Origin of the sequence: Streptomyces umbrinus (assembly GCF_030817415.1) — a bacterium.
GTDB classification, from domain to species: Bacteria; Actinomycetota; Actinomycetes; order Streptomycetales; family Streptomycetaceae; genus Streptomyces; species Streptomyces umbrinus_A.
The window spans coordinates 2624493-2639561 of the sequence record NZ_JAUSZI010000002.1 but is presented as its reverse complement, the minus strand read 5'-3'; the positions used below and the strand labels follow the sequence as shown (position 1 = coordinate 2639561).

The window sequence follows — 15069 nt, the reverse complement described above, 5'->3', positions numbered from 1 at the left end:
CTTGAAGTCGCGCCCACCTGAAGGCGGGTCTACTTGAAGGGGATCGGCGGATAGCACTCGAAGGGCGACGAGACGGCGTACTTCCCGTCCTTGAGCTGGACGAGCGCCCCGCAGCCGAACGACTCCTTCTGCCCCTTGGGCTCCGCCCGGTCGCCGACCATCGTGCCGGTGTCCGAGAATCCGTCCGCCGCCTTCTGGAAGGACGCCACCGTCAGGTCCTTGCCCGCCTTCTCGGCGATGGCGAGGAAGAGATCGGCCGACATATAGCCCGTCATCATGTGCATGTTCAGGGGCACGTCCTTGCCGGCCGCCTTCCTGATGTCCTCCTTGAACTGCGTCATCGCCGCGCTGTCCTGCTCGAACGGCTGGAACGACAGCAGGACATGGACCCCGTCGAGCGCCTTCTTCGTCGCGCTCTTCGCGAGCAGCCCGGGGTCGTAGTCGGTCGGATCGGTGAGCAGCCCGGAGTACCCCGTGCGCTTGATCGCAGTGAACAGGCCGATGTTGTACGGGGTCTGCATCACCGAGACGACCGCGTCCGGCGCCTTGCCGCCGTTGCTGCGCAGGATCTCCTTCGTGTACGCCGACCAGTCGTTCGGCACGGAGGTCGCGGGCACCGACGGCTTCGCGAACGTCACCTTGAATCCGGCCGACGCGAAGCTCTGCCTGTACGTGCGGATGGCGAACGTCCCGGCGTCACTGTCGTTGGCGAGGATCGCCACGCTCTTGCCCGCCGAGCCGCCCAGCACCTTCTTCAGACCCTCGGGCCACGTCTGCGAGATGGTGCCGCCGGGCATCGGCACCATGCAGCCGCCGAAACCGTAGATGTACGTGGGCCCGCAGAACGACGGCAGGGTGCCCCAGCCGAAGGTGGGGACCTTCTGCTTCTGCAGGAAGTCCGCGCCGGAGAACGTCGTCGAACTCATCGGCGCGATCGCGAACACCTTGTCCTGCTGGACGAGTTTGCGGGCCGCCGTGAGGTTCTTGGCCGGATCCTGGCCGTCGTCCTCGGCGCCCAGATAGTCGATCTTCCGCCCGTTCACACCGCCTTCGGCGTTCGCGCGGTCGAAGCGGGCCCTGGCCCCGAGGTCGGTGTCCTTCTTCGAGTATCCGCTGGCGGTGGTCATCGACACGATGCCGCCCACCTTGACGGAGGTGTCGGAGACTCCGCGTACGGAATCCTCGGCCTCCGAACTCCCTGTGGTGGAGGCGGAGTTGCAGGCGCTCGCCAGCAGTAGTGCGGTTACGGCCACCGCGGCGGCGATGGTACGGGTCGGTCGCGACACAGTCGGGTCCCCCTCCGTCGGGTGACCGAAATAATCCGTGCGATCTGACGACCCGTCAATATCTGACGCATCGATACCTGACGATCCATCAGGAATGGTCGAGCTGAGGCATGCCCCTTTGGGGGCGCGGGGCTGTGACATTGTGCGGCTCCGCCGCGTGGGCGCGACCAGCCACACTCAACGCGCAGCTCACACACGACGCGGTCGCCCGGCGCGCATCGGCCGTCAGGCCCGATAGAGCGCCTCGACCTCTGCCCCGTACGCGTTCTCGATCGCCTTGCGCTTCAGTTTCAGGGAGGGCGTGAGCAACCCGTGTTCCTCGGTGAACTGGTGGGCCAGTATCCGGAACGTGCGGATCGACTCGGCCTGGGAGACGAGGGTGTTCGCGGCGACCACGGCGCGGCGCACCTCGGTCTCCAGATCGGGGTCCCGGACCAGCTCCGACGGAGACAGCTGGGGCTTGTCCCGCATCTGCAGCCAGTGTTCGACGGCCTCCCCGTCGAGCGTGACGAGCGCGGCGATGTACGGCCGGTCGTTGCCGACGACGATGCACTGCGCGACCAGCGGATGGTCACGCACCCGCTCCTCCAGGATCCCCGGCGAGACGCTCTTGCCGCCGGAGGTCACCAGGATCTCCTTCTTGCGCCCGGTGATGGTGAGATAGCCGTCCTCGTCGAGCGCGCCCAGGTCACCGGTGGCGAGCCAGCCGTCGTGCAGGGCCGCGTCGGTGGCCTTCGGGTCGTTGAGATACCCCTGGAAGATGTTGGAGCCGCTCAGCCAGATCTCGCCGTCGTCCGCGATGTGCACGGTCGTGCCCGGGATGGGCTGCCCGACGGTGCCGTACCGGGTGCGCTCGGGCGGGTTGGCGGTCGCGGCCGCCGTGGACTCGGTGAGCCCGTACCCCTCGTAGATCTGCACACCGGCACCCGCGAAGAACAGCCCGAGCCGCCGGTCCATCGCCGAGCCGCCGGACATCGCGTGCTTGATGCGACCGCCCATCGCGGCCCGGATCTTGGAGTAGACAAGCTTGTCGAACAGCTGGTGCTGCACCCGGAGCGCCGCCGAGGGGCCGGGGCCGATGCCCCACGCCTTCGCCTCCGCCGCGTCCGCGTAGCGCACGGCGACCTCGACGGCCTTCTCGAACGGGCCTGCCCTGCCCTCCCGCTCCGCCTTCCTGCGCGCCGCGTTGAAGACCTTCTCGAAGATGTAGGGCACCGCGAGAAAGAACGTCGGCTGGAAAGCGGCCAGATCCGGCAGCAGGGCCGCCGCGTTCAACTGCGGCTGATGGCCGAATTTGACCCGCCCGCGGATCGCCGCGACCTGCACCATCCGCCCGAAGACGTGCGCCAGCGGCAGGAACAGCAAGGTGGCCGCCTGGTCGCCGCGCTTGGAGTGGAACAGCGGCTCCCAGCGCTCGGTGACCGTGTCCGACTCGAACATGAAGTTCGCGTGGGAGAGGACACAGCCCTTGGGGCGGCCGGTCGTTCCGGACGTGTAGATGATCGTCGCCGTCGACTCGGGCGTGACCGCCCGCCGGTGCCGGTGCACCACCTCGTCGTCGATGTGCCCGCCGGCCTCGTACAACTCCTGCACCGCGCCCGTGTCCAGCTGCCACAGCTTGTGCAGTGTCGGCAGCCGGTCGATGACCGTGGCGATGGTCATCGCGTGGTCCTCGTGTTCCACCATCGCGGCCGACACCTGCGCGTCGTGCAGCATCCAGAAGACCTGCTCGGCCGACGAGGTGGGGTAGATGGGCACGACCTGCGCGCCGATCGACCAGAGCGCGAAGTCGAAGAGGGTCCACTCGTAGCGCGTACGGGACATGATCGCGACCCGGTCGCCGAAGCGGATGCCGTGCGCGAGCAAACCCTTGGCCAGCGCCAGGACCTCGTCCCGGAACTCGGCGGACGTCACATCGCGCCACTGGCCCTCGTCGTCCTTGCGGCCGAGCGCGATGTAGAGCGGATCCTCCTGGGCATGTTCGAACACGGCATCGGCCAGGCCGCCCACCGGCGGTGCCGACGCCAGGGGAGGGTTGGTGAACTCGCGCAATCCCCGCTCCTTGTGGTGCTCCACAGCGCCGTGAAAGCTACCCCACCATGCTCCTCGGCGGGAGGGGCGCCGAATCCGTGTGAGGGCGGGGGTACGCACTGGTCAACCGTTGAAATACGGCCACAAGGGTGCTGGCCGGGACAGAATCCTTACTCTTCCGTAAGTTTCGGACCCGTAATCTCCACGGAATCTGTACGAGCCACTTACGCCGCGCTGCGCACCGTCAGGGGCGCGGGGAACTGCGCGCTCAGCCCACGACCGGGGGCGCACGGCAGACGGCCGTTGCCGCGGGTTTGTCGGTTGTGACCTGCGGGTTCGTGGGGGCTGGTCGCGCAGTTCCCCGCGCCCCTAGGGGCGCGGTGCCGGGACCCTCTCCTCCGGGGCCGGGCTGTCGAGCGGTGGGGTCGGGTGTGGGCGAGGTGCGCGCACCAGCAACAGGATCAGCGCACCCGCGAGCGTTCCCGTCACACCCGCCACCACGGCTGCCGTGTTCAGGCCCGAGGCGAAGGCCGCGTGGAGGGTGTGGGGGGAGAAGGTGCCCCGCAGGGCCTCCGCACCGCCGCCCGCGAGGGTGTGGGCGGCCTCGTGCGGGAGGGTGTCCCGCATCCGGGACGTGAGGACCGTGCCGAAGACGGCCACGCCGAGCGCGTACCCGAGCTGCCGCGAGGTGTTGACCGCGCCGCCGGCCATGCCCGCGCGTTCGGGCCGTACGGTGGCCAGCGCGGCGCCCGCGAGCGTCGGGGCGACCAGACCCGTACCGAGGCCCACCAGGACCAGACCCGGCACGAGGACCGTCCAGGTGGTGCCCGCGTCGAGCACGGCCTGGCAGAACATGCCGGCCCCGATGAGCAGCAGCCCGCCGCCGACGGTGATCCGCGCCGGGACGCCGTGCAGCAGCTTGCCGACGAGCACAGACGCGACGACCGAGGCCCCGGTCAGCGGCAGCAGCACAAGACCGCCCCGCACCGGGCTCATCCCCTCCAGCGTCTGCAGCCAGATCGAGAGATACGGGATCACGCCGAACGCCGCCGCGTTGAAGGCCAGCGCGCCCAGCATCACGCCCACGAACGCCGGCCTGCGCAGCAGTGCGAGATCGAGCAGCGGATGGGCCGCCCGCCGCTCGGCGAGGACGAAGCAGAGCAGCGAGAGCGCCGCGAGCATGTACGACACCACAGTGGGCGTCGACGTCCAGCCGTCCGACCCGGCCCGCACCGTCGCGTATGTCGTCGCCCCCGCGAAGCACGCGAACGTCGCCGTACCCGCCCAGTCCACCCGCATCTCGCGTGGGCCGCGCGACTCGGGCACCACCCGCAGGGTCAGCCACACCGAGGCCACACTCACCGGCAGGTTGACGAAGAAGATCCACCGCCAGCCGGGCCCCTCGGCGAGCAGCCCGCCGACCAGCGGCCCGACCGCGGCCGCGGAACCGCTCACCGCGCCCCACACGCCGAGCGCGGCCGACCGCTGCCCTCCCTGGTACACCGAGCCCAGCAGCGGCAGCGTCGTCGCGAACATCGCGGCCGCGCCCACCCCCTGCACCCCGCGCGCCGCCACCAGCATCCCCGGCCCGGACGCGAGCCCGCACCACAGCGAGGCCGCCGCGAACAGCACGACACCCACCACATGCACCCGGCGCCGGCCCAGCACGTCGGCCGCCGCGCCCGCCGCGAGCAACAGCGCGGCGAGCGCGAGCGCGTACCCGTCGACGACCCACTGCAGATCGCTCAGCGAGGCGTCCAGCGCCCGCGCGATGTCGGGCAGCGCCACGATCACGATCGTCACGTCCAGCAGCAGCATGAACGTGCCCAGACAGACCGCCGTGAGCGGTCCCCATGTACGCATCCTCAACAACTCCTCGTCCCACGGCACGCCTCGTGCGTGCCTCTCCGTGCGTCCCTCGTACGATGAGACGCCGCCGGACGATCCAGGTGATCGGTGACGAAATGACGGCAGATACCGACACGGAAATGCGGTCCACCGATGGAATCCCCCACCTTCGACGCGCTCGACGTGGAACTCCTCCACGCACTGGAGATCGACGGACGTGCCCCCTTCAGCCGCATCGCCGCCGCCCTCGGCGTCTCGGACCAGACCGTGGCCCGCCGCTACCGCAGGCTGCTCTCCGAGGGCGGCCTGCGGGTCGTCGCCGTACGCAACAACAGGAAGCTCGGCCGGGAGGACTGGATCCTCCGGCTGCGCTGCGCGCCGGACGGCGCGGAGACCATCGCGAACGCCCTGGCGCGCCGCCCCGACACGGCCTGGATCGGCCTTACCTCGGGCGGCACGGAGGTCGTCTGCATGACCCGGCCCCGTACCGCGGGCGATCAGGACGACCTGCTGCTCGGCAAGCTTCCGCGGACGCCGCACATCGTGGAGATCCGGGCCTTCCAGCTGCTGCACACGTTCTTCGGCGGCCCGGTGGGCTGGCTGGTCAAGCACGGGCCGCTCACCGGTGAGCAGGTCGCCGCGCTGCGGCCGGCGCCGGTTCCCGACGCCGGGCCCGCGCGGATCACCGCCGAGGACGAGCCGCTGGTCGCCGCCCTCGAACGGGACGGCCGTGCCACGTACCCGGAGCTGCAGCGGGCCACCGGGCGGTCGGAGTCCGCCGTCAAGCGGCGGCTCGGCCAACTGCTCGGCTCCGGTGCGCTGTTCGTCGACATCGAGTACGACACCACGCTGGTCGGGTTCTCCGTCGGGGCCATCCTGTGGATCACGGCGGCGCCGGGGGCGATGGACGCGGTGGGGAGTGTACTCGCCGAGCACGAGGAGATCGCGCATGCGGCGGCTACGGCGGGGCCGTCCAATCTGGTCGCCACCGTTGTCGCGCCGGATACCGCCGCGCTCTACGCGTATGTGAGTCGGACGCTTGGGCGGCTTGAGGGGGTGCAGCATGTGGAGACGTCGCCGTTCTTGCGGCGGGTGAAGCAGCTGACCTATCAGCAGCGGACGCGTTAGCGCTTCGCGGGGTGCGTTGTGTCTGCGGGTTCGTTGTGGCTTGTCGCGCCCGCGCGGCGGAGCCGCATGATGTGACAGCCCCGCGCCCCTGAAGGGACGCCCCCCGGGACTCAGCGAGTTCGGTGAAGTCCGACTCCGCCCGCCAGGATCGACGACGCCAGCGCGTCCGCCGCGCTCTTGGCCGCCGTGTGGCGTTTGGCGTGTACGAGGACGAAGTCGACCTCGCCGAGTTCGGGGAGGCCGGCGCGGTCGGGGATGCGGACGAGGCCCGGGGGGACGAGGCCGCGGGAGTGGGCCATGACGCCGAGGCCCGCCCGGGCGGCCGCGATGAGGCCGTTGAGGCTGCCGCTGGTGCAGGCGATGCGCCAGGCGCGGCCCTGCCGTTCCAGCGCCTCAAGGGCGAGGGCGCGGGTGATGCCCGGCGGCGGGTAGACGATCAGCGGGACCGGACGCTCGGGGTCCAGCCGGAGCCGCTCCGCGCCGATCCAGACCAGGCGGTCGTGCCAGACCAGTTCGCCGCGCGGGTCCTCGGGGCGGCGCTTGGCCAGCACCAGGTCGAGCTTTCCTTCGGCCAGTTGCTCGTGCAGGGTGCCCGAGAGCTCGACCGTCAGCTCCAGGTCGACCTCCGGATGGTCGTGACGGAAGCCCTCCAGGATCTCGGTGAGGCGGGTGAGGACGAAGTCCTCCGAGGCGCCGAAGCGCAGCCGGCCGCGCAGCCGCGTCCCCGTGAAGAACGCCGCCGCCTGCTCGTGGGCCTCCAGGATGCGGCGCGCGAAGCCGAGCATCGCCTCGCCGTCCTCCGTCAGCTCCACGGAGTGGGTGTCCCGCGAGAACAGCTGCCGCCCGGCGGTGTCCTCCAGGCGCCGCACATGCTGGCTGACCGTGGACTGGCGCAGCCCGAGCCGCCGGGCCGCCTGAGTGAAGCTCAGCGTCTGGGCCACCGCCAGGAACGTTCGCAGCTGTGAAGGGTCGTACACACCCTCAGGCTATCGCGATTCATGATGACAGTCAGAGTGGTATGACGGATTCCCGATCAAGGGTCCGAGGAGGACGATGGAGAGGGCACGAGCTGGCGCTGAACCGCCGGCGCTGAACCGACTGATCGACTGAGCAACGGAGCACCGTGAAACGCCTGAAGTGGCCGTCCTGGCTGCCGATCGACCCGTACATCCTGCTGCTGCTCGGGACGGTGGGGCTCGCCGCCCTTCTGCCCGCCCGGGGGACCGGAGCCGAGGTCGCGTCCGGCGCCTCCACCGCGGCGATCGCCTTCCTCTTCTTCCTCTACGGGGCCCGCCTGTCCACCCGTGAGGCGATGGACGGCGTACGGCACTGGCGGCTCCACATCACGGTCCTGGCCTGTACGTTCGTACTGTTCCCGCTGCTCGGCCTGGCGGCCCGCGGCCTCGAACCGGTGGTCCTGAACCACTCGCTCTACACCGGTCTGCTCTTCCTCACCCTGGTCCCGTCCACGGTCCAGTCCTCGATCGCCTTCACCTCGATGGCGCGCGGAAACGTTCCGGCCGCGATCTGCGCGGGCTCCTTCTCCTCCCTCGTGGGCATCGTGCTCACCCCGCTGCTCGCGGCGGCCCTCCTCGGCGGCAGCGGCGGCGGATTCTCCGCCGACTCGCTCCTCAAGATCGTGCTCCAGCTGCTCGTGCCGTTCCTGGCCGGGCAGTTGCTGCGGCGATGGATCGGCGGCTTCATCGCGCGCCACAAGAAGGTCCTCGGATACGTCGACCGCGGCTCGATCCTGCTCGTCGTCTACACCGCGTTCAGCGAGGGCATGGTGCAGGGCATCTGGCACCAGGTCAGCCCGCTGCGCCTGGGCGGTCTGCTGGCGGTCGAGGCCGTGCTGCTCGCCGTGATGCTGGCGATCACCTGGTACGGCTCGAAGGCGCTCGGCTTCAACCGCGAGGACCGCATCGCCATCCAGTTCGCCGGGTCGAAGAAGTCCCTGGCGTCCGGACTGCCCATGGCGAGCGTGCTGTTCGGCGCCCACGCCTCTCTGGCCGTCCTGCCGCTGATGCTCTTCCACCAGATGCAGCTCATGGTCTGCGCGGTCATCGCCAAACGCCGCTCCCGCGACCCCGAGGCGGAGCGGCCCGTCACCCCGGCCCCAGCCGCAGAGTCACGAATCGCGGTCGGTACAGGGACACGTTCCGGCTGAGGTTCGCCTGTGCCGTGACCCCGCCGTTCGCGTCCAGCCAGTTGACGTCGTAGCTGAGCACGAGCCTGCCGCGGCTCACCGTCGGATGGAGCTGAGGGTTGTACGCGGCCACGCCCGCCCCCTGCTCCGGCAGCGGCGGGCTGAAGCCCTTGCCGGGCCCGTGCCAGGGCCCGGTGGGGGAGCACGCCCAGTACGAGGTGACGGTCGTCAGCCCCTCGGCGCCCGCCGCCATCGTGAACAGCACATACGTGCCCCCGTCGCGGGCGACCGTGAAGGCGCTGCCCACCCCCTTCCGCCCGCCGTCGCCCAGCACGGGCTTCATGAGCGAGGGGATGGTCCACCGCTCGCCGTCCCAGTACCGCCACGCGCCGGGATCCGCGAGCCGGCCCCGGGGCACACGCGCGACGTACGCCTTCGACGCCGGCTGGGCGGCCGCCCGCGCGTCGTCGCCGCCGAAGACGTACGACCAGTCCCCGTCGTCGGTCAGCGCGGTCGTGCCGAACAGCACCCGCTTCGCCGGGTCCTGGACCCGCTGCTGGTCGAGGACCCGCACGATGCCTTCGAGCCGCAGGTCGGGCAGCGAGAGCGTGGCGACCTCGGTGGCCGTCGGCACCCCGTAGATCCAGGGGTACGTGCCGGTCGTTCGCGTCCACAGCACGACCCGTACGACCTGCTCGGACGAGCCGGGGGAGCGGGGCTCGACGCGGGCGGCCACCGGCCAGCGCCACTGGCCGGGGGCCGGGTCCGCGAACAGCGGTGCGGGCAGCGTGCGTTGGAGACGGCCGTCGTCCATGACCACGGCCGAGTTGCGCACCAGGGGCGCGGTGGTGTCCCGCCACGCGTAGGACTCGCCCGCCGGGTTGGGCGGGCGGTACACCTGGCCGAGATACGTGTCCGAGAACAGCCACAGCACCCGGCCGTCCGGCAGCCGCACCGAGTGCGTGCCGTCGCCGCCGGTCCAGTCGTCGGCCCGCGAGGCGTCGTCCCCGTACCGCGCGAACTCGCCCGTGAGGTCCCGGTCCGGGGACCAGGAGGCGACCGTACGGGCCTGGCAGGCGCCCTCCCGGTCGTCGTCCTCCGGGAGGGCGGTGAGCAGCACGGCGCCGAGGACCAGGGCCAGGAGCAGGCCCAGCCCGGTCCCCGTGCGCTGTCGTGCTCGTGCGTCGTCGGGCACGCCCGGGACGTTAGTGGCTGCCGCTCACCCGGTCCATGGGCAGCCACAGCACGGTGTCCCGGGTCACAGGCGCGTCGCTCGTGCGGACACTGGTCAACTCGGCGTCGCTCAGCGCCCGGTCGTAGACCCGGACGTCGTCGATCGCGCCGGTGAAGTGCGCCCGGCTGTCCAGCTTCTGCCCGATGTGCACACCGAACGGCGCGTTGCGGCTCACGGAACCCGGCACGTCCGCGGTGCTGACCGAGGTCCCGTCGATGAACAGCGTGAGTTGTCCACCGCCGCGGCGCAGCGCCAGATGGTGCCACTGACCGTCGTTGTACGCGCCGGTCGTGCGCACGGACGCGGACCGCGGGGCGCTCGCGCCGTCCCGCACGGTGATCAGCCCCTGGATGCGCCCGCTCGCGGGTTCGCCGCGCAGCCACACCTGCGGCTGGGTGCCGCCGACCCCGCCCATCCACAGCAGCGGCTGCTCACCGGTGGTCGCGGTGTAGCGGAACCACAGCGACGCGGTGAAGTCCTTTGCCCCGAGCGGCAGTTCGTCGCGGTAGGGCAGGCGTACGGCGTCGTCGGTGCCGTCGAACTCGAGGGCGCCGCCGAACACGCCGTCCGTCTCCTCGGCCCCGCCGAGGACCGTGGCGCGGGGTGCGTGCGGGGCACGGTCGACGGTGGTCGGGTCGGGGCCGCGGCGGGGTTGCAGCCAGTCCTCGGTGAACCGCGCGAACCGGATCTCGTCGCGCGCGTCCACGGCGCCGCCCTCGTACATCAGGCCCACCGCGCTGCCGCCGATGCCCACCATGTCCGAGTAGCCGGACCAGTCGGTCGTGACGACCGTGCCGCGGTCCACGCTGTCCCAGGTGCGCCCGCCGTCGTAGGAGGAGCGGACCATCATCGTGCGGCGGCGGTCCGGGTCGCCGGGGCAGGCGAGCAGGATCCGGTTGCCCAACCGCAGCGTGGAGCCCTGCACCTGGGGCGTGTAGAGGTCCGGGAGCGCACGGAAGGGCGAGGTGAAGCTGTTGCCGCCGTCGCGGCTGAACGCCTGCGTGCGGTGCCCGAGATCGGTGCCGTCCTGCTCGCGGCCGCTGACGAGGATCGTCCCGTCGGCGCCCTCGGTCATCGTCATCTCGGACGGCTTCTGCCGGAACGTGCCGTCGTCCGCGATCGGCCACGAGTCCGTCGCCCCGATCCGCCAGTGGTCGCCGCCGTCGTCGCTGACGATGAGGGCGGCGTGGTTGGCGGAGACTCGACTGCCGTTCCAGGTCTCGGTGTTGACCCCGAAGACCAGTCGGCCCGCGTGCCTGCCCCGAGTCAGCTGGATGCCGTGGACGGGACCGGTCGCGTACCAGGAGTTCCAGTGGGCGGGCAGGATCTCGTCGCTGAGGTCGCGCGGCTCGGACCAGGTGCGGCCGTCGTCGTCGCTGTGCTGCATGTGCGGGGTGCGGTCGCACGGGACATCGCAGTTGCCGCCGCCCGGACGGCCCGTGTTGTACGTCTCCGCCAGCACGACGCGGCCGGTCTCGCGGTCCACGATCGGGGCGGGGTTGCCGTGCGTGTCGCCCGCGCCCTCGTTGACGACCTGGAGCGGGCCCCAGGTGCGGCCGCCGTCGGTGGAGCGCTTGAGCACGATGTCTATGTCGCCGGCGTCGCTGCAGTCGTTCACCCGGCCCTCGGCGAACGCCAGCAGCGTGCCCTTCGTGGTCTTCACGACGGCAGGGATGCGGTAGCAGGCGTAACCGGGATCCTGGGAGGCCTTGAAGAGCACCTGCTGCTCGAACCCGGTGGGGGCGGTGGACGCGGAAGCCGCGGCGGACACGGAAGACGCGGTGGACCTCGCGGATTCGGCGGGCCCGTCGGTCGGTTGGGCGTGCGCGGTGCTCGGCAGTCCGAGCAGCGCGGCGGCGGTGAGAACCGCTGTCAGGGTGGAGCCGAGGCGTGCGCGAGCAGTGGATCTGAGATGTGCGCGAAGACTTGACGGCATGGTGCGACCTGCCCTTCATGCGTCTGGACATCTGGATACATCAGGACATCGAGATAGGTCTGGACATCTGGACATCCCACGTCCAACGTGCGCGCCACAGACGGTACTTGGGCTCTCAGGCACCCCACAAGAAGCGTGCACGGGTCGTCCCGGGGGGAGTTGGCGCACGGCGGACGAGGGCTCGGTGCCGCTTGGTGGTGTGCGCCTCCCCTCGGCGGTCGGGCGGTTCGCGTTCCGGCGGTCGGGCGGGTTCCGTTCCGTGATCCTGGGCGCCCGCCCGGAGACTGTGGAACACCGGGTGCCGCGGGCAGGCGACGACGCGGGCCGGGCTAGGCGAGTTCCCTCCGTCGGAGCAGTGGCGGCGGCACCGGGAGGAACCCCGCCGGTTCGGGAGCGGGGGCGGCCCCGCCGCTTCGGCGGCAGACCAGTGCGTCCGGGTCGCCGGCGGGCGCCTGGAGGCTGTAGCCGTCCGGGCACGAGGCCCCGGGGTCGCCCTTCTCCCCCTTCTCGCCCTTGGGGCCGGGATCCCCCTTCGGCCCCTGATAGCCCTGGGAGCCGTCGGGGCCGGGCGGCCCGGCGGCACCCCCCGCTCCGTCCGCGCCGTTCGCCCCGTTCAGGCCGTCGGCGCCCGCCGGACCCGGGTCGCCGGGCCCTCCGGAGGGCCCGGAAGCGCCTGGAGAGCCCGACGGTCCGGGCGGCCCGCTCTCGCCGCGCGGTCCGTGCCGGCCGCCGGGACCGGGTGCCCCGCCCGCTCCGGTCGCGCCCCGGTCGCCCTTGGCGCCGGGCTCGCCGGGGGCGGCGGCCGGCACGCGCACCCGGTCGAGCAGGTCGTCGACGGCGTCGGACGGATCGGGTGCCGCCGGGGTGCCGCCGCCGGCCTCGACCTGGGCGCGCAGATCGCGTACGTCCTGCGCCGGCGTCGAGACGGCCTCGCCGCGCCGGTCCGCCTCGGCGCGCAACTCGTCGGCCCTGCGGTCGCCGGCATCGATCCGCGCCCACAGGATGACCGCGACACCACAGAGCGCGATCAGCACGCAGACGAGGAAGATGCTGCGCCAGCGCGGGGCAAGCAGCCGCTGGAGCCGGGTCACGGCGCACCTCCCAGTCGGTGGATGTCGAGTCGCAGACGGGCGATCTCCGACTGGTCGGCGGTGTGCATCGTCGACAACTCGTCGATGCGCGTGTCGCGTTCGGCGATCTGGCGCTAGGCCCTGTCGTCAAACTCCCGTCGTCCGCCCGGAGGGCGGGCCCCGCGGCGTCAGGTGCGTGCTCTCGGCGTGCCGGGCACAGGCCCTCGTACTGGACGTACTTGGGTCTGTGCTCGGTGCGGCGAGAGTGCGTGCATGACGCCGCGGGGCAGGCGGGAGTTTGACGACAGGGCCTGCGGTCGCGCTCGGACTGGAGCTTCTCGGTCAGGCTGGAGTAGCCGTTCAGGGCGTTCTCGCCCCGCTTCCCCAGGTACGCCACGACGGCCGCGCCCAGCACGCCCGCGCAGGCAAGTAACGAGCCGAGCAGGGTGGTGCCGGCATCCAAGTAACTGCCTCCTACCTGGACGACGGGCCGTGCGTACGGGGCCCGTTCGAGGTTGTCCGGAGCAACGAGGCAAGTGCCTCCGGGGTACGCGCCCGCCCCGGTCGTACCTCCGGACGGGTGCTGACGGAGCGTCACATCCGGCTGTACCACCGGTTGGCCGCGAAGGGGTCCAACCCGAGCAGTTCACGGGCCTGTTGATCCGGATTTCCAGTACGGACGGCTGATGCGGGCTAACGTTCCGTCATGAACGCACCGGACATGGAACCCCGCCTGGCTCTCGACCCCGCACGCACCGCCCTCGTGCTCGTCGACCTGATGGACCGCATCGTCGGACTGCCCCTGGAGCCCCACAAGGGCACCGAAGTCCTTGCCGTCGCCGAGGAGTTGGCGGCCGCCTTCCGGCGGACGGGCGCGCTCGTCGTACTCGTGCGTGTGGAGCGGCCCGGTGTCCACGAGCAGCCGCCCGGCAGTGGTCTGGTCGCGGGGCTCGCGGCGGAGGGCGACGTCGAGATCGTGAAGCGGACCACCGGCGGCTTCCAGGGAACAGGGCTGCACGAGCGGCTCCGCGAACACGGCATCTCCACACTGGTGTTCGGTGGAATCGCCACCAACCTCGGCGTCGAGTCCACCGCCCGCGCCGCCGGCGACCTCGGCTACGACCTCGTCTTCGTCGAGAACGCCATGGCTGCCCTCACGGGCCCGGAACACGAGGCCTCGGTGAAGCTGGACTTCCCGCGCCTGGGCACGGTCGTCACGGCCGACGAGGTGCGCTTCGCAAAGGGCTGACCGGCAAGCAGGCCAACTGAAACAGGCCAGCTACTGGCTTGCGAGTGAGCCGAAGGGGCGCGTCTGTGTCGAGAGACCGGGGGGTCCCCCCGGACGGAGTCTGGGGGAGCGCGGAGGCCCCGACGAAGGAGGGGTCGAGCACGGTCGGGCTCTCCACACAGGCTGTAGCGCCCCGGAGGCGAACCGAGCACTTAAAACAGCAGGGCCCCTCCGGCGCAGGGGGCGCTCCCCGCCGGGTGGGGCCCCGCCGCCGTGCAGCGGGGAGACCGGTCAGCCCTGGGCGGCCGCGGCCTGCAGGGCGATGCGGTGCTCGCCCGCGTACACGTTCATGGAGGTGCCCCGCAGGAAGCCGACCAGCGTCAGGTTCGACTCGGCGGCCAGGTCCACCGCGAGCGAGGACGGCGCCGAGACCGCCGCGAGGAACGGGATGCCCGCCATCACGGCCTTCTGGGCCAGCTCGAAGGACGCCCGGCCCGAGACGAGCAGAATCGTGCGGGAGAGCGGCAGCGAGCCGTTCTGGAGGGCGCGGCCGACCAGCTTGTCGACCGCGTTGTGCCGGCCCACGTCCTCCCGGATGTCGACGAGTTCGCCGTCCTCCGTGAACAGCGCCGCCGCGTGCAGACCCCCGGTCCGGTCGAACACGCGCTGCGCCGCGCGCAGCCGGTCGGGGAGGCTCGCGAGCAGTTCGGGTTCGAGCCGCACCGGGGGAGCCGTGTCGCCCGCCGTGTCGTCGATCGACCAGCGGGCGGTCGTACGGACCGCGTCCAGGCTCGCCTTGCCGCACAGGCCGCAGGACGAGGTGGTGTAGACGTTGCGTTCGAGGGTGATGTCGGGGATGACGACGCCGGGCGCGGTCCGCACGTCGACGATGTTGTACGTGTTCGAGCCGTCCACCGTCGCACCCGCGCAGTAGACGATGTTCTGCAGCTCGTCGGCCCTGCCGAGGACCCCCTCGCTGACCAGGAAGCCCGCCGCGAGCGCGAAGTCGTCGCCCGGGGTGCGCATCGTGATCGCGAGGGGTTTGCCGTTGAGGCGGATCTCCAGTGGCTCCTCGGCGACGAGCGTGTCCGGGCGGGTGGAGACCGCCCCGTCCCGGATGCGGATCACCTTGCGTCGTTCCGTGACTCGTCCCATGTCCTGA

The 15069-nt window shown here is 71.4% G+C and carries 11 protein-coding genes; 3 read left to right on the top strand and 8 right to left on the bottom strand.

Annotated features, from left to right (window positions below; all coding sequences use genetic code 11):
- Positions 1 to 29: 29 nt before the first annotated feature.
- The 3 genes from QF035_RS12085 to QF035_RS12075 all read right to left on the bottom strand — a co-directional run bounded on the left by QF035_RS12085 (position 30) and on the right by QF035_RS12075 (position 5180).
- Positions 30 to 1286, bottom strand: a complete 1257-nt coding sequence (locus QF035_RS12085; protein ID WP_307520171.1) for an ABC transporter substrate-binding protein — start codon at positions 1284 to 1286, stop codon at positions 30 to 32.
- Positions 1287 to 1511: 225 nt separating this feature from the next.
- Positions 1512 to 3338 carry an AMP-dependent synthetase/ligase gene (locus QF035_RS12080; protein WP_307520169.1) on the bottom strand — a complete coding sequence of 609 codons (1827 nt, stop codon included), beginning with the start codon at positions 3336 to 3338 and terminating at the stop codon, positions 1512 to 1514.
- Between the two features lie 348 nt (positions 3339 to 3686).
- A complete protein-coding gene (locus tag QF035_RS12075) occupies positions 3687 to 5180 on the bottom strand; it encodes an MFS transporter (protein ID WP_307520167.1) in 1494 nt (497 codons plus the stop codon).
- 138 nt (positions 5181 to 5318) lie between these two features.
- On the opposite strand from QF035_RS12075, the gene QF035_RS12070 reads away from it, so the two are divergent.
- Complete coding sequence (locus tag QF035_RS12070; RefSeq protein ID WP_307520165.1) at positions 5319 to 6293, top strand: Lrp/AsnC family transcriptional regulator; 975 nt, start codon at positions 5319 to 5321, stop codon at positions 6291 to 6293.
- Between the two features lie 110 nt (positions 6294 to 6403).
- Here the strand turns inward: QF035_RS12070 and QF035_RS12065 are convergent, their stop codons facing one another.
- The gene (locus QF035_RS12065; protein WP_307520163.1) at positions 6404 to 7270 is read right to left on the bottom strand and encodes a LysR substrate-binding domain-containing protein; all 867 of its coding nucleotides are present in this window, start codon (positions 7268 to 7270) and stop codon (positions 6404 to 6406) included.
- A 146-nt stretch (positions 7271 to 7416) separates the two neighbouring features.
- Here QF035_RS12065 and QF035_RS12060 point away from each other — a divergent pair, with 146 nt between their 5' ends.
- A complete protein-coding gene (locus tag QF035_RS12060) occupies positions 7417 to 8460 on the top strand; it encodes a bile acid:sodium symporter family protein (protein ID WP_307520162.1) in 1044 nt (347 codons plus the stop codon).
- Here the strand turns inward: QF035_RS12060 and QF035_RS12055 are convergent.
- From QF035_RS12055 to QF035_RS12045, 3 genes are all read right to left on the bottom strand, one after another.
- Positions 8399 to 9634, bottom strand: coding sequence for a DUF4185 domain-containing protein (locus tag QF035_RS12055; RefSeq protein WP_307520160.1), 1236 nt, complete (start codon positions 9632 to 9634; stop codon positions 8399 to 8401). The two genes, QF035_RS12060 and QF035_RS12055, sit on opposite strands and share 62 nt — an antisense overlap.
- A gap of 10 nt (positions 9635 to 9644) precedes the next feature.
- Positions 9645 to 11609, bottom strand: a complete 1965-nt coding sequence (locus QF035_RS12050; protein WP_307520158.1) for a sialidase family protein — start codon at positions 11607 to 11609, stop codon at positions 9645 to 9647.
- Between the two features lie 329 nt (positions 11610 to 11938).
- The gene (locus QF035_RS12045) at positions 11939 to 12700 is read right to left on the bottom strand and encodes a collagen-like protein (RefSeq protein WP_307520157.1); all 762 of its coding nucleotides are present in this window, start codon (positions 12698 to 12700) and stop codon (positions 11939 to 11941) included.
- A 700-nt stretch (positions 12701 to 13400) separates the two neighbouring features.
- On the opposite strand from QF035_RS12045, the gene QF035_RS12040 reads away from it, so the two are divergent.
- A complete protein-coding gene (locus QF035_RS12040; RefSeq protein ID WP_307531057.1) occupies positions 13401 to 13928 on the top strand; it encodes an isochorismatase family protein in 528 nt (175 codons plus the stop codon).
- A gap of 270 nt (positions 13929 to 14198) precedes the next feature.
- Here QF035_RS12040 and fdhD read toward each other — a convergent pair whose 3' ends face one another.
- Positions 14199 to 15062 carry a formate dehydrogenase accessory sulfurtransferase FdhD gene (gene fdhD / locus QF035_RS12035; RefSeq protein WP_307520155.1) on the bottom strand — a complete coding sequence of 288 codons (864 nt, stop codon included), beginning with the start codon at positions 15060 to 15062 and terminating at the stop codon, positions 14199 to 14201.
- Positions 15063 to 15069: the final 7 nt, after the last annotated feature.